General features: G+C 71.0%; 21 protein-coding genes. 12 read left to right on the plus strand and 9 right to left on the minus strand.

Translation table 11 applies throughout. The features are described 5' to 3' along the window. Positions 1-9: 9 nt before the first annotated feature. Positions 10-270: a UBP-type zinc finger domain-containing protein gene (locus ACWD0Y_RS07825; RefSeq protein ID WP_450259507.1), complete on the minus strand. Its 261-nt coding sequence runs from the start codon at positions 268-270 to the stop codon at positions 10-12. A gap of 47 nt (positions 271-317) precedes the next feature. Here ACWD0Y_RS07825 and ACWD0Y_RS07830 point away from each other — a divergent pair, with 47 nt between their 5' ends. Continuing rightward, positions 318-1,916: a Na+/H+ antiporter gene (locus ACWD0Y_RS07830; RefSeq protein WP_450259508.1), complete on the plus strand. Its 1,599-nt coding sequence runs from the start codon at positions 318-320 to the stop codon at positions 1,914-1,916. On the opposite strand, the gene ACWD0Y_RS07835 is transcribed toward ACWD0Y_RS07830, so the two are convergent. Beyond that, complete coding sequence (locus ACWD0Y_RS07835; RefSeq protein ID WP_450259509.1) at positions 1,895-2,824, minus strand: 1-aminocyclopropane-1-carboxylate deaminase/D-cysteine desulfhydrase; 930 nt, start codon at positions 2,822-2,824, stop codon at positions 1,895-1,897. The two genes, ACWD0Y_RS07830 and ACWD0Y_RS07835, sit on opposite strands and share 22 nt — an antisense overlap. Before the next feature lie 22 nt (positions 2,825-2,846). Next, on the minus strand, positions 2,847-3,437 hold the full coding sequence (locus tag ACWD0Y_RS07840; protein WP_176710013.1) for an N-acetylmuramoyl-L-alanine amidase: 591 nt from the start codon (positions 3,435-3,437) through the stop codon (positions 2,847-2,849). A 243-nt stretch (positions 3,438-3,680) separates the two neighbouring features. On the opposite strand from ACWD0Y_RS07840, the gene ACWD0Y_RS07845 reads away from it, so the two are divergent. From ACWD0Y_RS07845 to ACWD0Y_RS07855, 3 genes are all read left to right on the plus strand, one after another. Continuing rightward, complete coding sequence (locus ACWD0Y_RS07845) at positions 3,681-5,096, plus strand: family 2B encapsulin nanocompartment shell protein (protein ID WP_450259510.1); 1,416 nt, start codon at positions 3,681-3,683, stop codon at positions 5,094-5,096. 81 nt (positions 5,097-5,177) lie between these two features. Further along, the gene (locus tag ACWD0Y_RS07850) at positions 5,178-6,221 is read left to right on the plus strand and encodes a family 2 encapsulin nanocompartment cargo protein polyprenyl transferase (RefSeq protein ID WP_450259596.1); all 1,044 of its coding nucleotides are present in this window, start codon (positions 5,178-5,180) and stop codon (positions 6,219-6,221) included. A 127-nt stretch (positions 6,222-6,348) separates the two neighbouring features. Beyond that, positions 6,349-6,939 (plus strand): GNAT family N-acetyltransferase, encoded by a 591-nt coding sequence (locus ACWD0Y_RS07855; protein WP_450259597.1) that lies wholly within the window; start codon positions 6,349-6,351, stop codon positions 6,937-6,939. Between the two features lie 14 nt (positions 6,940-6,953). Here ACWD0Y_RS07855 and ACWD0Y_RS07860 read toward each other — a convergent pair whose 3' ends face one another. Then, a complete protein-coding gene (locus tag ACWD0Y_RS07860; RefSeq protein WP_450259511.1) occupies positions 6,954-7,529 on the minus strand; it encodes a TetR/AcrR family transcriptional regulator in 576 nt (191 codons plus the stop codon). 142 nt (positions 7,530-7,671) lie between these two features. Here ACWD0Y_RS07860 and ACWD0Y_RS07865 point away from each other — a divergent pair, with 142 nt between their 5' ends. Together ACWD0Y_RS07865 and ACWD0Y_RS07870 are read left to right on the plus strand one after the other, a co-directional pair. Further along, positions 7,672-8,250, plus strand: coding sequence for a dihydrofolate reductase family protein (locus ACWD0Y_RS07865; RefSeq protein WP_450259598.1), 579 nt, complete (start codon positions 7,672-7,674; stop codon positions 8,248-8,250). 48 nt (positions 8,251-8,298) lie between these two features. Next, complete coding sequence (locus tag ACWD0Y_RS07870) at positions 8,299-9,048, plus strand: DUF6304 family protein (RefSeq protein WP_450259512.1); 750 nt, start codon at positions 8,299-8,301, stop codon at positions 9,046-9,048. A gap of 214 nt (positions 9,049-9,262) precedes the next feature. On the opposite strand, the gene ACWD0Y_RS07875 is transcribed toward ACWD0Y_RS07870, so the two are convergent. Beyond that, the gene (locus ACWD0Y_RS07875) at positions 9,263-9,883 is read right to left on the minus strand and encodes a TetR/AcrR family transcriptional regulator (protein WP_450259513.1); all 621 of its coding nucleotides are present in this window, start codon (positions 9,881-9,883) and stop codon (positions 9,263-9,265) included. Between the two features lie 93 nt (positions 9,884-9,976). Here ACWD0Y_RS07875 and ACWD0Y_RS07880 point away from each other — a divergent pair, with 93 nt between their 5' ends. From ACWD0Y_RS07880 to ACWD0Y_RS07890, 3 genes are all read left to right on the plus strand, one after another. Continuing rightward, entirely contained in the window at positions 9,977-10,945 is a 969-nt protein-coding gene (locus tag ACWD0Y_RS07880; protein WP_450259514.1) for a DMT family transporter, read from the plus strand. A gap of 93 nt (positions 10,946-11,038) precedes the next feature. Continuing rightward, positions 11,039-11,920 carry an SDR family oxidoreductase gene (locus ACWD0Y_RS07885; protein WP_450259515.1) on the plus strand — a complete coding sequence of 294 codons (882 nt, stop codon included), beginning with the start codon at positions 11,039-11,041 and terminating at the stop codon, positions 11,918-11,920. 30 nt (positions 11,921-11,950) lie between these two features. Further along, positions 11,951-13,153 carry a DNA glycosylase AlkZ-like family protein gene (locus ACWD0Y_RS07890; protein WP_450259516.1) on the plus strand — a complete coding sequence of 401 codons (1,203 nt, stop codon included), beginning with the start codon at positions 11,951-11,953 and terminating at the stop codon, positions 13,151-13,153. 40 nt (positions 13,154-13,193) lie between these two features. On the opposite strand, the gene ACWD0Y_RS07895 is transcribed toward ACWD0Y_RS07890, so the two are convergent. Together ACWD0Y_RS07895 and ACWD0Y_RS07900 are read right to left on the minus strand one after the other, a co-directional pair. After that, complete coding sequence (locus ACWD0Y_RS07895; protein ID WP_450259517.1) at positions 13,194-13,883, minus strand: HNH endonuclease family protein; 690 nt, start codon at positions 13,881-13,883, stop codon at positions 13,194-13,196. Positions 13,884-14,155: 272 nt separating this feature from the next. After that, positions 14,156-14,731, minus strand: a complete 576-nt coding sequence (locus ACWD0Y_RS07900) for a CGNR zinc finger domain-containing protein (protein ID WP_450259518.1) — start codon at positions 14,729-14,731, stop codon at positions 14,156-14,158. Positions 14,732-14,833: 102 nt separating this feature from the next. On the opposite strand from ACWD0Y_RS07900, the gene ACWD0Y_RS07905 reads away from it, so the two are divergent. Continuing rightward, positions 14,834-16,015 (plus strand): epoxide hydrolase, encoded by a 1,182-nt coding sequence (locus ACWD0Y_RS07905; RefSeq protein ID WP_450259519.1) that lies wholly within the window; start codon positions 14,834-14,836, stop codon positions 16,013-16,015. A gap of 489 nt (positions 16,016-16,504) precedes the next feature. Here ACWD0Y_RS07905 and sodN read toward each other — a convergent pair whose 3' ends face one another. Next, positions 16,505-16,900, minus strand: a complete 396-nt coding sequence (sodN, locus tag ACWD0Y_RS07910; RefSeq protein ID WP_093799105.1) for a superoxide dismutase, Ni — start codon at positions 16,898-16,900, stop codon at positions 16,505-16,507. A gap of 144 nt (positions 16,901-17,044) precedes the next feature. Here sodN and sodX point away from each other — a divergent pair, with 144 nt between their 5' ends. Continuing rightward, positions 17,045-17,470, plus strand: coding sequence for a nickel-type superoxide dismutase maturation protease (gene sodX, locus ACWD0Y_RS07915; RefSeq protein ID WP_450259520.1), 426 nt, complete (start codon positions 17,045-17,047; stop codon positions 17,468-17,470). On the opposite strand, the gene ACWD0Y_RS07920 is transcribed toward sodX, so the two are convergent. Continuing rightward, complete coding sequence (locus tag ACWD0Y_RS07920) at positions 17,374-18,003, minus strand: CGNR zinc finger domain-containing protein (RefSeq protein ID WP_450259521.1); 630 nt, start codon at positions 18,001-18,003, stop codon at positions 17,374-17,376. The two genes, sodX and ACWD0Y_RS07920, sit on opposite strands and share 97 nt — an antisense overlap. 86 nt (positions 18,004-18,089) lie before the next feature. On the opposite strand from ACWD0Y_RS07920, the gene ACWD0Y_RS07925 reads away from it, so the two are divergent. Then, positions 18,090-18,860, plus strand: coding sequence for a class I SAM-dependent methyltransferase (locus tag ACWD0Y_RS07925; protein ID WP_450259522.1), 771 nt, complete (start codon positions 18,090-18,092; stop codon positions 18,858-18,860). The last annotated feature ends 18 nt before the right edge of the window (positions 18,861-18,878 follow it).

Raw genomic sequence — 18,878 nt, forward strand, 5'->3', positions numbered from 1 at the left:
ACCCACACGTCAGACGATCGAACCGTCCACGAAGCACCAACGCCAGTTCTCGCCGGGCTCGAAACTGCGCAGCACCGGATGGCCCGTCTCGTCGAAGTGTCCGGACGCGTGCCGGTGCGGCGACGAGTCGCAGCACCCCACGTGGCCGCACACCAGGCACAGCCGCAGCTGTACGGGGTGGCTGCCGACCGCCAGGCACTCCGGGCAGGTGCCGCTCAGCGGGGCCGGTTCGGGGTCCGGCAGCGCGGCGACGTGCGGGCACTCGTTCATGATGGCCAGGTTACGGCGTAGGGGCGGACGAGGGCGGGTGGAAACCGATGGACGCATTGCCGCTGCTGGTGCTGGTCGCGGGAAGCGCGGTGATCGCGGGAGTCGCCCGCAGGACGCCCGTGCCGGCGCCGTTGCTGCTGGTCGCGGCCGGGCTCGCGGCGGCGTACGTCCCCGGGGTGCCGGACTACACGCTGAGCCCGGACATCGTGCTGCCGCTGCTGCTGCCGCCGCTCCTGTACACGGCCGCGGTGGACAGCTCGTACCTCGACCTGCGGGCGAACGTCAGACCCGTCGCCCTCCTGTCGGTCGGCTATGTGCTGTTCGCGACCGTGACCGTCGGCTACTTCGCGTACCTCGTCGTTCCCGGGCTTCCGCTGACGTCCGCGCTGGTTCTCGGCGCCGTGATCGCGCCGCCCGACGCGGTGGCCGCGACGGCCATCGCCCGCCGGGTCGGACTGCCGCCGCGCATCACCGCGATCCTCCAGGGGGAGTCCCTGGTGAACGACGCCACCGCCATCACCGCCTTCAAGGTCGCGCTGGCGGCCGCGGTGGGGGAGGGCGCGAGCTGGATCGGCGGGATCGGGGAGTTCGCGGTCGCGGCGGTCGGCGGGGTGGGGGTCGGGCTGCTGCTGATGGTGCCGCTGCACTGGCTGCGTACGCGCCTCAAGGAGCCGCTGCTGCAGAACACGCTGTCCCTGCTGATCCCCTTCGTGGCCTACGCCGCCGCCGAGCGCGTACACGCTTCCGGGGTGCTCGCCGTCGTGGTCGTCGCCCTCTACCTGGGCCACCGCTCCTGGCAGGTCGACTTCGCGACCAGGATCCAGGAGCACGCCGTCTGGAAGATGGTGTCCTTCATCCTCGAATCGGTGGTGTTCGCGCTCATCGGGCTCCAGCTGCCGTACGTCCTGCGCGGACTCGGCCCCTACGGGGGCGGCCGGGCCTTCTGGTACGCGTTCGCCGTGTTCGTGGCGGTCGTCGTGGCGCGCTTCGTGTGGGTCTTCCCGGCGACGTACCTTCCGCGGGCCCTCTCCGCACGCATCCGCACACGCGAGCCGGGGGTCACCTGGACCTCACCCGTGATCGTCGGATGGGCCGGCATGCGCGGCGTCGTGTCCCTCGCGATCGCCTTCTCGATCCCGCTGACCGTCGACCACGGCGAACCGTTCCCCGCGCGGAACCTCGTGCTCTTCCTCACCTTCACGACTGTGATCGCCACCCTGGTCGTACAGGGACTCACCCTCGCGCCGCTGATCCGCCTGCTGAAGCTTCCCCCGCGTGACGTGTACGCCGAGACGCTCGCCGAGGCGCAGGCGCAGAGCGAGGCGTCCTCGGCCGCCGAGGCGCGGCTGGAGGAGCTGCTCGCCGACCGGCGCAACGCACTGCCGCAGCCGCTCGCGGACCGGCTCCGGACCGTTCTGGAGAGACGTCGCAACGCCGTCTGGGAACGGCTGGGCACGGTCAACGAGGAGACCGGGGAATCGGCGGACGCCACGTACCGGCGTCTCGCCGGGGAGATGATCGCCGCCGAGCGGGCGGTCTTCGTGGAACTGCGCGACCGGCGGCGCATCGACGACGAGATGCTGCGCAGTCTGATGCGCAGGCTGGACCTGGAGGAGGCGGCGGCCTACCGCACGGATTCCGGCTGACCCGTGATCACGGCTGCGACGGTGGTGCCGGGCGGGAAGGCGCCCTCGGCGGCGAGCGTGGTCAGCCCGTGCAGCATCTTGGCGACGTAGAGCCGCTCCACGGGAAGCTGGTGCCGGTCTTCGAAGTCCGCGGCGAACGCTTCGAGTGCCGGGGTGGTACGGGCGTAGCCGCCGCAGTGGAAGCGGTCGTCCAGCGTCCAGTCGCCGGCCGGGGCGCCGAAGGCCGTGTGCTGGAGCGCCCGTATCTCCTCGCCGAGGAAGCCGCCCCTGAGGACCGGGAATCCGACGACGCGCTGTCCGGGGCCGAGTCCGGCGGCGAGTCCGGCTGTGGTCCCGCCGGTGCCGCAGGCGACCCCGACGACGTCGGCGACGCCGCGCAGCTCCCGTCCGAGTGCGGTGCACCCCCGCACGGCGAGGGCGTTGCTGCCGCCTTCGGGGACGATGTGGACAGGGAGGAGGTCCCGCGCAGCGGTCGCGGTGGCCTCGGCCACGAGGGCGGTGAGCACCTCGGGGTCGTTCTTCGCGCGGTACGTCGTCCGGTCCACGAAGTGCAGCCGCATGCCGTCCGCCGCACAGCGGGCCAGGGAGGGGTTCAGGGGCCGGCCGGCCAGCTCGTCGCCCCGTACGACGCCGACCGTCGGGAAGCCCAGCAGGCGGCCGGCCGCGGCCGTGGCCCGCAGATGGTTCGAGTACGCGCCACCGAACGTCAGTACCGTACGGCCCGCCGCCGCGCGCAGGTTCGGCTCCAGCTTGCGCCACTTGTTGCCCGGCAGGTCCGGGTGGATCAGGTCGTCGCGCTTGAGCAGCAGCCGTACGCCGCGACGGGTGAAGCGCTCGTCCTCGGCCTGCCGCAGCGGCGACGGCAGCCGCGGCCGCAGGCGGGAGAGGTCGAGCGCTTCCTGGGTCATGCACTCATTGTCGCCACCGGCGTCACGTGAGGCGGTCGTGGATGCGCGCGCGCATCGTGTTCATCGAGAAGCCGCGCGGGTCTATCTTGCCCGGCTGCCATTCGAGGTGGCCGATGACGGAACGGGAGTTCCACCCGTGGTGCCGGCAGATCGCCGCCGACGCCCGCTCGATGGCTTCGAGCTGCGCCTCGGGCCACGGGTCCTTGCCGTTGCCGAGGTTCTCGCACTCGAAGCCGTAGAAGTGCCGGTTTCCGTCGGTGTTGGCTTCGTTGTCGGGCGGCAGCGCCCGCTCGGCGATCACGGCGCGCAGTACCTCGTCGTCGCCCATGCCCGCGTGGTTGGCACGGCCGTACCCGACCAGGTGGATGGTGCCGTTCTTGGCGATCACGCCGTGGCAGAGCGGGCCCGGGAGGCCCGAATAGCCGTCGCGGCAGATACGGACGGTCTTGGAGGTGCCCGAGGTGACGGTGTGGTGGATCATCACGCCGTGCACCGGTCCCCAGGGGCCTTTGTGGTTGCGGTTGTGCGTACGCCAGTCGCCGACCTGGACGACGGTGATGCCCTCGTCTCTCAGTACGTCGAGGAACCTGCTCGCGGACATGGGTGTGGCCATGACCGCCTCCTTATGTGAGATGCGGATCGTCTCGTACCGCATGCTTGTACTTGCTTGTACCCGAACTCGGCTGCCACGGCTATCCGTTCGGACCGCGTACGAGCCGATTCGGTCAGTTCCTCTGCCGCGCGCCATGCCCAGCCCGCCGGTGATCTAGTCACATCCGTTTGTGTAATGGCGCGGTGACCCTTCGTCCTGGAAGTCTTCCAGGTGCAGGTCAGCTCATGGTCGAGAGGGAGTCAGATGTCGGTCGAGGCAGGTTCCGGGATCCGGGAAGAGCAGGCACAACCGCAGCAGCAGAGTCTCGGTACGGCCGCCGCGCGGAACTTGGCCACCACCACCAAGTCCGTCCCGCAGATGCAGGAGATCACCTCGCGGTGGCTGCTGCGGATGCTGCCGTGGGTCCAGGTCCAGGGCGGTACGTACCGGGTGAACCGCCGGCTCAGCTACTCGGTCGGCGACGGGCGGGTGACGTTCGTGCAGACAGGGGAGCGCGTCCAGGTCATCCCGGCCGAGCTCTGCGAGCTGCCCGCGCTGCGCACCTTCGGCGACGAGGCGGTGCTCGGCGAGCTGGCGCAGCGGTGCGAGCAGCGGGAGTTCGCGGCCGGTGACGTGATCGCCGCATCCGGGGACACCGTGGACACGGTCTACCTGCTGGCGCACGGCAGGGCCGAGAAGATCGCGGCGGGGGCGTACGACGACGAGGCGGTGCTCGGCGTCCTCGCCGACGGGGCGCACTTCGGCGACCAGGCGCTGGTCGAGCAGGAGGGCACCTGGGGGTACACGGTCCGCGCCGCGACCGCGTGCACCGTCCTGACGCTCTCCCGGCAGGACGTGCTGAGGCTGGCCGACCGTGCGGAGTCGCTGCGCGACCACCTCACGCAGGTGCGGTCGCTGCCCCGCCAGCGCACCAACAAATACGGCGAGGCGCCCATCGATCTGTCGGCGGGCCATGTCGGCGAGGCCGTCGTCCCGCACACGTACGTCGACTACGACGCGGCGCCGCGCGAGTACGAGCTGAGCGTCGCGCAGACCGTGCTGAAGGTCCACAGCCGGGTCGCGGACCTCTACAACCAGCCGATGAACCAGACCGAGCAGCAGCTGCGGCTCACGGTCGAGGCGTTGCGCGAGCGCCAGGAGCACGAGCTGATCAACCACCGGGAGTTCGGGCTGCTCCACAACTGCGACTACGGGCAGCGTCTCCAGCCGCACGACGGCGTGCCCAGCCCGGACGACATGGACGAGCTGCTGTCGCGGCGGCGCGGCTCCAAGCTCTTCCTCGCCCACCCGCGCGCCATCGCCGCCTTCGGGCGCGAGTGCAACAAGCGCGGTCTGAACCCGGAGAGCATCGAGATCGGCGGCAGCCGGGTGCCCACCTGGCGCGGCGTCCCCATCTTCCCGTGCAACAAGATCCCGGTGAGCGACGCCCGTACGACCTCGATCATCTGCATGCGTACGGGCGAGGCCGAACAGGGTGTCGTCGGACTCCAGCAGAGCGGCATCCCCGACGAGATCGAACCGAGCCTGTCGGTGCGCTTCATGGGCATCGACGAGCAGGCGATCATCTCGTACCTGGTCACGGCGTACTACTCGGCGGCGGTGCTGGTGCCGGACGCGCTGGGGGTCCTGGAGAACGTCGAGATCGGCAGGTGGCACTGAGCCCGGCCCCCGGCCGGGCGGCGGTCCGTGCCCCCGGCCGGGGGCACCGTGCAAGCACTGCTGGAGGAAGTGACCGTGACCATGACCGAAGCGGAGGCGGCCGCCACCGAGGGGCACGAGGCGGCGGCCCTCCTCGAACGGACCCGCAGTACCGTCAACCCCCAACTGCGCACGGGCGTGGAGAGCCTGCCCGAGTCCATGCGCCGGATCGCGATGTACCACTTCGGCTGGGAACAGGCCGACGGCACCCCGGCCGCGGGGCAGGCGGGCAAGGCGATCAGGCCCGCTCTCGTCCTCGCCGCCACCCAGGCGCTCGGCGGGGACCCCCGCCGGGCCGTGCGGGCGGCGGCGGCCGTGGAACTCGCGCACAACTTCACGCTGCTCCACGACGACGTCATCGACGAGGACCCGACCCGGAGGAACCGGCCCACCGCCTGGAAGGTGTTCGGTGTACCGGACGCGATCGTCGCCGGGGACGCGATGTGCGCCCTCGCGCTGCGGCTGCTCGCCGAGGATCCGCACCCGGCGGCGGCCGGTGCGTCGGCGCGGCTCGCCGCCTGCGTCATCGAACTGTGCGCGGGACAGCAGGCCGACTGTGAATTCGAACGGCGCGGGCCCCGGGAGGTGTCGCTCGAAGAGTGCCTCACCATGGCCGAGGCCAAGACCGGAGCCCTGCTCGGCTGCGCGTGCGCGCTCGGCGCGCTCTACGCGGGCGCCGGCGAGGAGGAGATCGCGGCCATGGACGCCTTCGGGCGCGAGGCGGGCCTGGCCTTCCAGCTCATCGACGACCTGATCGGGATCTGGGGCGACCCCTCCCACACGGGCAAACCGGCGGGCGCCGATCTGGTCGCCCACAAGAAGTCGCTGCCGGTGGTGGCGGCACTGGCCTCGGACACCGAGGCCGCCGCCGAGCTCGCCGCTCTCTACGCGGGGCCGCTGGACGGGGACGCCGTGCGGCGCGCGGCGGACGCCGTCGACCGGGCGGGCGGCCGGGACTGGGCGCAGAGCCAGGCGGCGGACCGGATGGGCCGGGCCGTGCACCATCTGTCGCGCGCGGTGCCCGACCTGGGGGCGGCGGGGGACCTGCTCGCGCTCGCCGAGTTCGTCACCCGCAGGACACGCTGACCGGCGAAGCCACCGGGCGGTGCGGGCGCCCGTGGGGGACCGCGGGCGCCCGTCGGCCTCAACTCCAGGATCTGTCAGGGTGGTTGCGTCAGTTCAGATCCTGATCCTGGAGAAGAGAGGCCGGACTGTGGGCGTGGAGATACGACAGGCGGGGGAGAGCGACCGCGAGGCGCTCGTACGGCTGCTGGACGCGGCCTTCATGGACGACCCGGTGAGCAGCTGGGTCTTCCCCGACCGTGAGCACCGCAGTCGCGTGCACGGCACGTTCCTCGGTGTCTTCCTCGACGTGGCACTGCGCGAGGGGCGGGTCGACGTCACCGAGGACGGATCCGCCACGGCCCTCTGGCTCCAGGTGCCGGCCGGCCCGCCGGAGGAGGACGACACGCCCGCACGGATGCGGGAGACCGCCGATCCGGACAACGAGCGCGCCGAGACCGTCGGCCGGCTGACCGGCGAAGTGCATCCGCACGACCGGGCGCACGAGTATCTGCTGCTCATCGCCGTCTCCCCGGACCGGCAGGGGGAAGGGCTCGGCACCGCGCTGATCCAGCCCGCCCTCGACCGCTGCGACCGCGACGGCGTACCCGCTTATCTGGAAGCGAGCAGCGCGCGCAGCGGCAGGCTGTACGAGCGTCTCGGTTTCGCCTTCACCGGCCGTACGGTCGACCTGCCGGACGGTCCTCGCATGTGGCCCATGTGGCGCGAGCCGGTCGCATAGCGGCTCCGCGGCCCTCACCTCGGCGGCAGCGAGCGGGCGACGATCTTCTCCACCAGCGTGCTCAGTTCGTCCTCCGGGAGCACTCCGGGCAGGGTGAGGACTTCGAGCAGCAGGCCCGTCATGGCCAGGCACAGCACCAGCACGTCGTCCGCGTCACCCGGCAGGCCCGCGTCCAGGTGGAAGCGGACGCTGTCGTCGAGGGCGGCGCGGACGGCGGCGGTGAGCTCCGCGCGCAGCGCGGGGCGCCGGGTGGCTTCCAGGCGCAGTTCGAGCATGGCCAGGTAACCGGTGCGCTCGTCCGCCTGCCGCTGTACGAGCCAGCGCATCAGCTCGGTGACCAGTGCGCGGGAGGGGGCGGGGCGCATGGCCTCGGCGACCCGGGCCGGGTCGGGGGTCATCCGTACATGGATGTGGCGCCCCGCCTGGGTCAGCAGGTCGTCGCGTCCGGTGAAGTAGTTGGACGCGGTACCGGCCGGGCAGCCGGCCCGGGCGTCGACCGCGCGGAACGTCAGCCCGCGCGCTCCTTCGAGGGCCAGCACCTCGATCGCGGCGTCGACGAGCGCGGTCCTTCGCTCCGGATTACGGGCCATCGGGCACTTCCCCACTCCCTTTTCGAAAAAGGGCCTTGCGCAACCACTACAGGTGGAGCACTCTATCCGTAGTGGTTGTGGGTGGGAAGCACGGCACCCGCCGCCCTCCCGTACCCCCATGTCTTCCCATCAGAGGATCGGCTTGCGCAAGCTCACGTACTACGTCGGCATGTCCATCGACGGCTTCATCGCGGCGCCCGACGGCGCCTTCGACTTCTATCCGATCGGCGAGTCCTTCCTGAAGGACTTCCTCGTCGGCGAGTACCCCGACTGCCTCCCGACCCACCTGCGCCGGCACTTCGGCGTCGACGAGCTGGAGAACAGGCACTTCGACACCATGCTCCAGGGGCGCGCCACGTACGACGCGGCCCTGGAGACCGGGATCACCAGTCCGTACAAGCACCTGCGCCAGTACGTCGTGTCGCGCAGCATCGCCACGTCGCCCGACCCCGATGTCGAGATCGTCTCCGGTGATGTCGCCGCCAAGGTGCGGGAGCTCAAGCAGGAGGACGGGCTCGGCATCTACCTCGCGGGCGGGGCGAATCTGGCCGCGCAGCTGCTGGAGGAGATCGACGAGCTGGTCCTCAAGGTCTACCCGATCGTGACCGGCTCGGGCGTCCCGGTGTTCTCCGCCGAGTTCCGCGTGTTCGACTTCGCGCTCGAATCGACCCGTACCTTCGACAACGGCACGATTGTCCTGACGTACAGCAAGAAGCGGTAGGCGCAGGGCTGTTCGGGGGATCGCGCACGAACGGGCTAAAGTCCGATCATGACAGGAGAGCCATGGGCCGGCTGGTATCGCGACCGCGAGGGTTCGGTCGCCGTCACCTTCACGGCGGACGGACAGCGGCTGCGCACCCGCATCAGGGGAGTCGGCTTCGAGGGTGACAGCTTCGACGCGCTCGACCCGGTGGCCGCGCTGCCGGCGGACGGGGCGGGGTTCACCCTGTCGGGCGGCTCGTTGTGCGACTGCGTGTTCGAGTGGGACATCCCGATACCGGTGTACGCCGACGGGCGGGTCCACCGCGCCGTCCTCAGCTGCCTGCTCGCCCTCGGGCGGCCGCTTCCCTCGGGCGGCATCGACCGCGAACACCTCGCGCTGGCACTGCACTTCGACGGTGCGGTGTACGCGTCGGAGCGCGCCGAGAACGACTTCGAGCGCGCTCTGACGGTGATCCAGCGGAGCCTGCCGGCCGGTGCGTATCTGCGGGCCTGCATCTCCTGCGCCTTCTCCGACTACCACCCCTCGGGGAGCGGGCTGTTCGGCAACCTGGCCTGCTTCCGCAGGACGAAGGACGAGTACCGGGCGGTCGGGGGAGAGCGGGAGCTGTTCGAGCTGTGGGACCTGCGCTCCGGTTTCGTCCAGGAGACGTGGGCGTGCCCGGACTTCGAACGCAGGCCGGCGCGGGGGCCCGGGACGGGGTACCGCGGCGCGTTCCCGTATGTGCGGGAGGAAACCGCGGAGACGGCGCCCGGCGGCGGGCCGTCGGAGCCCCTGGCCGCGGAGGCGGCCGGCTAGGCGGGTCCGGGTGTCCTCCCGGGGCTCCGGACCCGTGATCCCGGTCATCGAGCGGCCGGACGGGCAAAGCTGCCGCAGCGGCCCTGCCCGGCCCGAGGCGGTCGCCGTCGGTCCGGAGGGGCCGCTCTTCCCGTTCCGGCAGGACGATGCCCCGTACCCGCAAGGCCGCTCTCCTGGCGGCTGACGGCGTCTCGGGTCGGCCTCGGGGCAGGTTTTACGCGCCGGCCCCGACGAGGCGCTCCACCTCCTCGCGGGCATGGGCGAAGGGGTCTTCGAGGATACCGAGGCCGTGTGTGACGAGCGCTCCCTCGTGGAGCAGCATGAGGATGCCGCCCAGCCGGGCCGCCCCGTCCCGGTCTCCGCTCCGGCCCTTGCCCCGGTTGTTGCCGACGCCCCGGGCGAGGTCGGTGAAGAGGGCGAGCATCCACTTCTTCTGGCCGGTGATGATCGCGTACGCAGGGTGGGACGGATCGCTGATCTCGGCGCGCGCGTTGACCATGCCGCACCCCCTGGGGCTCTTCTCGCGCGCCCACGTGCGCGAGGCGTCGAAGACGGCCAGGATCCTGTCCGCGGGATCCTGTACGGACTCCAGCCGCTCGACCATGAAGGCCCGCCAGCGCTCGTCCCGGGCGGCGAGGTACTCCACGACGATCTGCTCCTTGGAGCCGAAGCGGTCGTAGAGCGTCTTCTTGGTGACGCCCGCCTCCGCGGCGATCAGGTCGACCCCCACGGCGTGGATGCCGCGCTCGTAGAAGAGGCGCGAGGCCGCGTCCAGGGCGCGCTGCGCGCCGGGGGTCATGGCGATGCGGCGGGGCTTCGCGGTGCTGCTGCTCATGGTCCCCACCCTATCCACCCGATATACCGATCTGTATAGTGCCGCCCCGTGGGGGTAGACCGTCCTGTATACCCGCGAGAGGTGGTGGCTCTTGTGAACGTTCTGCTGTCCGGCGCATTCGTGCTCTGCTGGAGTTCCGGGTTCATCGGAGCCAAGCTCGGTGCGGGAAGCGCCGACGCGGTGACCATCCTGATGTGGCGCTTCCTGCCGCTGGCCGCCGTCCTGGCCGCGGTCGCCGCCACTCTCACCAGAACCGCGTGGCGCGGCCTGACCGCCCGCGACCTGCTGCGCCAGTCGGTGATCGGCGCGCTCTCCCAGAGCGGCTACCTGCTCACCGTCTACTACGCGATCCAGCTGGGCGTCTCCAGCGGTACCACCGCCCTGATCGACGGCACCCAGCCGCTGGTCGCGGGAGCTCTCGCGGGCCCGCTCCTGCACCAGTACGTCTCGGTACGCCAGTGGCTCGGTCTGTGCCTCGGTGTGAGCGGCGTGGCGATGGTCGCACTGGCCGACGCGGGGGCCACCGAAGGCGTCGCTCCATGGGCGTACGCGATTCCGTTCCTCGGCATGCTCTCTCTGGTCGCGGCGACGTTCCTGGAAGGACGCTCCCGTACACCGGTCGCGCCCTCGGTGGCTATGACCGTCCACTGCGCCACCAGCGCGGTCCTCTTCACCGCCCTCGCCACGGCCGCCGGCGCCGCGCTGCCGCCCGCCGAACCGTCGTTCTGGCTGGCGGTCGGCTGGCTCGTGGTGCTCGCCACCCTCGGCGGGTACGGCCTGTACTGGCTGGTCCTGCGGCGCTCCGGGGTGACCGCGGTCAACACGCTCATGTTCCTGATGGCACCGGTCACCGCGGTCTGGGGCGCCCTGGTGTTCGGCGAGCCCTTCGGCGCGCAGACCGCCGTGGGGCTGGTGGCCGGCCTGGCCGCCGTTGTGATCGTCCGGAGTGGAGACGGAGGCGAAGGCGGAGGCAAGGGCGAAGGTGGTGACGGTGACGCTGCCCGTGACCGTCACCGTCACCGTCACCGTACGAAGGAATGCTCTCCGGCCGAAGTCCATTGACGCTGTAAGGGGGCGGCCACCACCGCCGCCCGGCGTGCCCGGCGGTTCGCCGCCGTACCGGCGGAAGCGCAATCAGCAGCAAAGGACATCATCATGATTCCAGCCATCGCCGTCACCGGAGCGAGCGGTGAGATCGGCGGCCGCGTCGCACGCCGTCTCGCCGGCGCCGGCATCTCCCAGCGGCTCCTCGGCCGCGACCCCTCCCGGCTGCCCGACCTGCCCGGCGCGGTCAAGGCGCCGCCCGCCTCCTACGGCGACGCACAGGCGGTCCGCGCCGCCGTGGACGGTGCCCGCACGCTCTTCCTCGTCTCCGCGCACGAGAGCGCCGACCGCGTGCGCGAGCACAGGAACGCCGTGGACGCGGCCGTCGCGGCGGGCGTCGAACGGATCGTGTACGTGTCGTTCCTGGGAGCGGCGCCGGACGCGACGTTCACCTTCGCCCGCGACCACTGGCACACCGAGCAGCACATCCGCGCCACCGGCGTGCCCCACACCTTCCTGCGCGACAGCTTCTACCAGGCAGCTTTCCCCGCCATGGCGGGCAAGGACGGCGTGATCCGCGGCCCGGGCGGTGAAGGCCGCGTCTCGGCCGTCGCGCACGAGGACATCGCGGACGCGGCGACCGCCGTACTCCTCGCCGAGGTCGAGGGCCGCGGCGGTCACGAGGGCGCCACGTACGACCTGACCGGCCCCCGGGCCCTGTCGTTCGCCGAGATCGCGGCGGAGCTGAGCCGGGCCGCCGGACGCCCGGTCACCTACGTACCTCAGACGCGTGAGGAGGCGTACGCCTCGCGGGCGGTGTACGACGCCGAGCCGTGGGAGGTCGAGGGCTGGGTGTCGTCGTACGAGGCCATCGCGAACGGCGAGATGGAGGCCGTCTCCGACGCCGTGCCCCGCCTGACCGGCCGCCCGGCCACCGGCTTCGCCGAGTTCCTCCGCGAAAACCCCGGCAGCTACCGGCACTTGCTCGGTTAGGGGCGGCCGGGTCCGTTAGGGTCCGGTCCCATGCGAACGCGGATGCGGGTGGACACGGCCGAGCGCAGGGCACGTCTGGCGTGGCGGCACCGGCTGGCGGTGGAGGCCAGGTCCGACGACCCGGTGGAGGTCGCGCGCGACCTGGTGGCGCTGCACGGCACCGATCCGTCGTCCGTCCATCTCGGCGCACTGGTGCGGATGAGGGCGGGCGGCGTCGCGGACGTCGAACGCGCGCTGTACGAGGACCGCTCGCTGCTGCGGCTGCTCGGCATGCGCCGCACGGTGTTCGTCACCTCCCTCGACGTCGCCCCGGTCGTCCAGGCGGCCTGCTCGCGCGCGGTGGCCGCGCGCGAGCGCCGCAAGCTGCTGGAGTTCCTGGCCGCCACGGGCGTCGCCGCCGACGCGGCCGGCACCGAGGAGTGGCTCGCGGGAGCCGAGCGGGCGGCGCTGGCGGCACTGGAGGCCGGGGGCGAGCTCACGGCCGCGGAACTGGCGGCGGCCGACCCCCGGCTGGGCACCGAGATCGTACTGTCGAAGGGCAAGGCGTACGAGGGCCGCCAGAAGGTCGCCAGCCGTCTGCTGCTCCTGCTCGCCGCCGAAGGGCTGGCGGTACGGGGCCGGCCGCGCGGATCGTGGACGTCCCACCAGTACCGCTGGTCACCCCTGACCCGGTGGTGTCCGGACGGCCTGGCCGAACCGGACACCCAGGAAGCCGAGACCGACCTGGCCAGGCGCTGGCTGCGCACCTTCGGCCCCGGCACGGCCGACGATCTGCGCTGGTGGACCGGGTGGACCAAGACCCAGGTCAAGCGGGTCCTGGCCGGACTGCGCCCGGTCGAGGCCGACCTGGAGGGCGGCGGCACCGGCCTGCTGCTCCCCGACGACCTCGAACCGACGCCCGCCCCCGCGCCGTGGGCCGCGCTGCTGCCCGCTCTCGACTCGACCCCGATGGGCTGGCACGCACGCGACTGGTACCTCGGCGAGCACGCACCCCGCCTCTTCGACCGCGCGGGCAACATCGGCCCCTCCGTGTGGTGGAACGGCCGGATCGTCGGCGGCTGGGCGCAGGACGGGGCGGGCGAGATCGTCTGCCGCTACCTGGAGGACGTGGGCCGGGACGCCGAGGCCGCCGTACGCGCGGAGGCCGAGCGCCTCGCCCCGCTGCTGGCGGGCGTACGGCTGACGGCGCGCACACGGGGCAAGACGTGGCTGGAGGAGGAACTGACCGCCTGACACCGTGACGCCGTGACACCGGCCGTGGCGTCAGGCGGCGTCAGCGGGCCGACTCGTAGGTGATCTCCTCGGTCGGGCACTCCGCGACCAGGTTCCGCAACGCCGCCAGCTCGTCCGCGTCCACGGCCAGCTTCCAGCGCCCCTTCACCGCCGCCCACTCGGCGACGTACCGGCAGTCCGCGCTGTCGTCCGTCGGCTCCCACCGCGCCGGGTCCTTGTCCCCCTTGGCCCGCTTCACCGAGGCGGTCACGGCGGCGAGCGTCCTCGGGTCGGCCATGTCGTTCGCGTACTGCTGCCGCTCCTCGTCGCTCCACCCCGACGCCCCGCTGCGCCACGCCTCCGCGAGCGGCACCAGGTGGTCGACGTCGAGGGCTCCGGCGCCGGAGTGGTCCCTCTTGTCGTAGTAGGAGTGCCACGCGCCTCCCGTGATGGTGCACCGCCCGTCGACGGCGGGCGGCGTGGTCGCCTCCGCGATGACCACTTCCGCCCGTGTGTCGCAGCCGTCCTGGTCCGGGTCGGTCCAGTGCGTGAACCTGTCGCTGCCGTACCCGGCGCTGTCCTCGGCGGCGACGGGCAGGCTTTCGACGGCTTTCGCGACCGTCGTACTGACCGTGTCGCCGGGCGCGGCCACCGCACCCGGCGCCGCACCGGCGACGACTGCGGCTGCGACTGCGGCTGCGGCTGCGGCTGCGGCGAGGAGCGTTGGCACCAGGGAGCTGAGCTTGCGCATACGGGTCCCTCCCTCTCGTACGGACGGACCAGTAGTAGCGAGCCCTGTTGTCCCGACACGCCGGAGAGCCCGCACAAGTCACCCGTGTGGGTGGGCCCCTGCGAAGAGCCGATGAGCGTCGCCGGTCAGTAAACGTAGACGTACTGGCAGACGTACTGATGGAGGACGTCGACCGAAGGCGACGGATGGCTCTCAGTGGTGCCGCTGAGGTGCACCCCACGCGACAGATGCGTCGCAGGCGTGGGGCCCACTTGGCTGTACCGAGGTGACGATCACTCCGCTGATCTGGGGTTTTTGCGCTGCTTGGCATGGAAGCGCGCTTTCTTCTGACGATTCCCGCACGTGTTCATCTCGCACCATCTGCGGGTGCGGCTTTGGCTGGTGTCGAAGAAGGCGGCCTGGCAGGTTGGTGATGCGCACAAGGCCAATTTTCCGTCTCGTTCGCCTGCGATGATGCTGACCGCGTCGGCGGCGATCACGCTGAGGGCGTCTTCCACGCGGGACGCCGAGCCAAGTCGCCATTCCCGATCGCCCTCGGGCGTCAGGACAGCAGCGGCCCGGCCCTGAATGCTGCATTCATTGATGACCTGGACAGCAGACGCAGGGAGAGCGTCCTGGATCGCGGCCGCTGTCGCGGCGGCGTGAATCGACTCCCTCAGTGCCCGGGCGAGGTCGAGCTGGGCAGGGGTGCAGTCCTCCACGGCCAGGCCGTTCACTGCCAGCCAGTCGACGAGTCGCTGCGGCGTGGGAATGCGCTCCACAGCGTCGCCACGACGCTCCGTCAGAGTCGCCGTGAAGCTGGTCGCCAGCACGCTGCCGAGGCGAAATTCAGGAAACCCACCATGCATGGAACCACCTTAGCTGGTTGCTCGCCGGGATGGAGGCATGTTAGAACCGTCTTAGCCGGTTCACGATAGGCGTAGCCGGTTCCGCGACGGCCAGGAGGTCTCATGCCCCGTCCAGCCAGCGACGTGGAAGCAGTGGAAGCATTTGAAGCCCATGCGACTGACGCCGACCTCGACGATCTGCGCGCGCGACTGGCCGCAGCGCGGCTGCCGGAGGCCGAGACGGTCGTTCGCGCCGTGCCCGGCCCCCGCCGATGGGAACAGGGCGTTCCTCTCGCCGACCTCGTCGATGTCGTGAATTACTGGCGCACCGGGTACAACTGGCGGTCGTTCGAAGAACGCCTTGACCGGATCGGCCAGTTCCGCACGACCATCGATGATCTGGGAATCCACTTCCTGCACCGCCGATCCGCGCGCGTGGATGCCACTCCTCTGATCTTGACGCACGGCTGGCCGGGCAGCATTGCCGAGTTCGTCGATGCAGTGGACGAGCTGGCGGATCCGAAAGACGCAGACGCGCCGGCGTTCCACGTCGTGGTCCCGTCGCTGCCAGGCTTTGGTTACAGCGACAAGCCGGCCACCACCGGATGGGGAACCGAGAAGATCGCGGCCGCATGGGTGGAACTGATGGGAAGGCTCGGCTACAGCAAGTTCGTAGCCCACGGCGGCGACTGGGGAGGCAACATCACCACGGTTCTCGCCGGCAGGTTCCCGGCCCACGTGCTCGGCATCCACACATTGTTCGCGGAGGCGCCGCCCGGGCTGACCACGGACGGGCTGACAGCGGTCGAGCGCAAGTGGACCGAGGAAACCCGCGATTTCTGGCGCCACCGCGCGGCGTACGCGAAGCAGCAGGCGACCCGACCGCAGACCATCGGCTACTCGCTCGTCGATTCACCGGTCGGGCTTCTTGCCTGGATCCTTGACAAGTTCGCCGAGTGGTCGGACACCGAAGACAGTCCGTTCGAGACGATTTCCATGGACAGGATTCTTGACGACGTCACCCTGTACTGGCTGACGCGGACCGGCGCATCGGCGGCCCGCATCTACTACGAAAGCCACAACTCGCTGGACCCGGAACTCCGGGTCGACGTCCCGTCGGCCATCAGTATGTATCCCCGCGACATCGAGAAGTGTCCGCGCCCCTGGGCGCAGGAGCGGTACCGGCAGATCGTCCGATGGAGGTCGCCCGAAAGCGGGGGGCATTTCCCGTCACTGGAGGTCCCCGAGTATTTCGTCAAGGACCTGCAAGAGGGCCTCGCGGCAGTACTGGCCGCTCATCGGTGAACGCGGCTGGGCGCCGCGCCGGGTGCCGGCACCCGATCACCGCCTGATCCGGCCCGAGGCGTTGCCCGACGGCTTCCGGACCGGGATCGTCGAGACGGCAGGACGTGGTCGGACAGGGCGAGGTCCGCCAAGGCCGGTTCAACGGCCTGCTGGTGGTCCGTCCGGAGGTGGCGGGGGTTCCTCGGCTGCTCCCGCCGGTGGCTCGTGCCGTTCGGCGGCGGCCCGGGGCAAGGCAGAGCGGGTGCAGGGCCGTGAAGAGCCTGCCCTCATCCCTCATCGCAGGCGGGGCGAACGTGAAGCAGGTCCCGCTCGTACTCGGCCACGTGTCCGCCGTCATCACGCTGCGGGTCCATGCCCGCCCGCGGCCGGGAAAAAGAAGACCGCACCCGCTCCGTCATGACCGCCGTGGACGGCGGCCCGCGGACCGGGTGCGGACAGGGGGTGGGCGCTGCGGCCCGCGCGGGCGCGGGTCGGGCGGCCCGGGCCCGGTCAAGCCTTCTTGGTCTCCCAGAAGATCTTGTCGATCTCGGCGATGTAGTCCAGCGCCTTCTGGCCCGTCGCCGGGTCGGTCGAGGCCTTGGCGGCGCTGAGTGCCTTGAGGGCGTCGTTGACGAGCTGGTGCAGCTCCGGGTACTTCTCGAAGTGCGGGGGCTTGAAGTAGTCGCTCCACAGCACCGAGACGTGGTGCTTGGCGAGCTCCGCGCGCTGCTCCTTGATGACCGTGGCGCGCGCCTGGAAGTGCGCGTCGTCGTTGGCCTGCATCTTTTCCTGCGTGGCCTTGACCGACTCGGCCTCGATGCGGGCCTGGGCCGGGTCGTACACGCCGCAGGGCAGGTCGCAGTGTGCGCTGACCTTCACCTTGGGGGCAAACAGGCGGGAGAGCATGTAAGAGCTTCCTTCCTCGTGATCGTCTTCTCAGGGGCGACATTACTCCGTGAGAGACGGCTTTTCGCGGGTGCCCCCATGGGCTTAGGTCAAAAGTCCAGGGTCAGTATGGGACTGGTGGAGGATCGGACCGGGAGGTGCCGGATGGTGGATCAGGGGCAGGAACCGACCGCGATGTTCGGGGTGGCCGAGGTGACGGGTCTTTCCATGGTGCCGACGCTGCTGCACCGCGATCAGCTGCTCGTGCACTACGGAGCGACGCTGCGGCCTGGTGATGTGGCCGTACTGCGCCACCCCCTCCAGCAGGACCTGCTCATCGTGAAGCGGCTGGCCGAGCGGCGTGACGCCGGCTGGTGGGTGCTCGGCGACAACCCGGACGCCGAGGTCGTGGACAGCCGGGCCTTCGGCGCGGTGCCGGCCGAGCTGGTGCTGGGGCGGGTGCGGGCGCGGTACCGGCCGGTCCGGGCCGGGCGTCAGAGGTCGGTCGGGGTGGTGCTGTCCTGGCTGGTGTCGGCCGTGCGCCCCGTGCTCACCGACCGCTCCGTCTCCAGGCGCTTGCGCGCGCGGTAGGCGGCGACGTTGGCGCGGGTCGCGCAGCGGTCGGAGCAGTAGCGGCGCGAGCGGTTGGTGGACGTGTCCAGATAGGCGTTGCGGCACGGGGCCGCCTGGCACAGGCCGAGGCGGTCCGCGCCGTGCTCGGTGAGGTGGAAGGCGAGACCCATCGAGGCGATGGCGGCGTAGCCGGCGGTCGCGTTGGACGGGTGGTCGGCGAGGTGCATGTGCCAGTCGGGGCGGCCGTCCTCCTTGAGCGTCCCGTGGCCGGAGATCTGCGGGCTGACAGGGAACTCCAGCAGGAGCGAGTTCAGCAGGTCGACGGCGAGCGTCTCGTCGCCCGTGTCCGCCGCCTCGAAGACCGCGCGCAGGCGGGCCCGTACGGACCGGAAGCGGGTGACGTCCGCGTCCGTGGCGCGGCGGCCCGCCGACGTGTTGCCGCCGAAGAGGGATCGGACCGCCTCCACCGACGTGAGGGTGTCCTTGTTGCGGGCCGGCTCCTCGCTGTTGACCAGGCGCACGGCATAGTCCGAGTAATAGGCCAGTTCCACTTGTAGTCCTTACGAGGGCGGTCTAAAGTCTGCGTAATGGGTGGTTCTGCTTCGAGGGTATTACGGAATGGAGTGGAGGGGTTCTGATGGCGGAGACGGACGCGGCGGCGGGAACCGACTGGGCGGCCTGGCAGGAGAGCTGGGACCGGCAGCAGGAGTGGTACATGCCCGACCGCGAGGAGCGGTTCCGGGTGATGCTGGACATGGTCGAGGCGCTGGTCGGCCCCGAGCCGAGGGTGCTGGATCTGGCGTGCGGTACGGGAAGTATCACGGACCGGCTGCTCAAGCGGTTCCCGAAGGCCACCAGTACGGGCGTCGACCTCGACCCGGCACTGCTCGCCATCGCCCAGGGGTACTTCGACGGGGACGAGCGGGTCACCTTCGTGACGGCCGACCTGAAGGACCCGGACTGGACCCGTGCGCTGCCGTACGAGTCGTACGACGCCGTCCTCACGGCCACCGCGCTGCACTGGCTGCACAGTGATCCGCTCACCACCCTGTACGGGCAGCTCGGCGGCCTCGTGCGCGCCGGCGGCGTCTTCATGAACGCCGACCACATGATCGACGGGACCACCCCGCGCATCAACGCGGCCGAGCGCGCCCACCGCCACGCGCAGATGGACCGCGCCAAGGCCGAGGGCGCGGTGGACTGGGCCGAATGGTGGGCCCTGGCCGCCAAGGACCCCGTACTCGCGGAGCCGACCGCCAAGCGGTTCGAGATCTACGGCGAGCACGCCGACGGCGACACCCCGAGCGCCGAGTGGCACGCGCGGACCCTGCGCGAGACCGGCGGGTTCGCAGAGGCGCGGGCCGTGTGGCGCTCGCCCTCGGACGCGCTGGTGCTGGCGGTGAAGTAGGAGCAGGGACGGATACGC

The organism is Streptomyces altiplanensis (genome assembly GCF_053591575.1).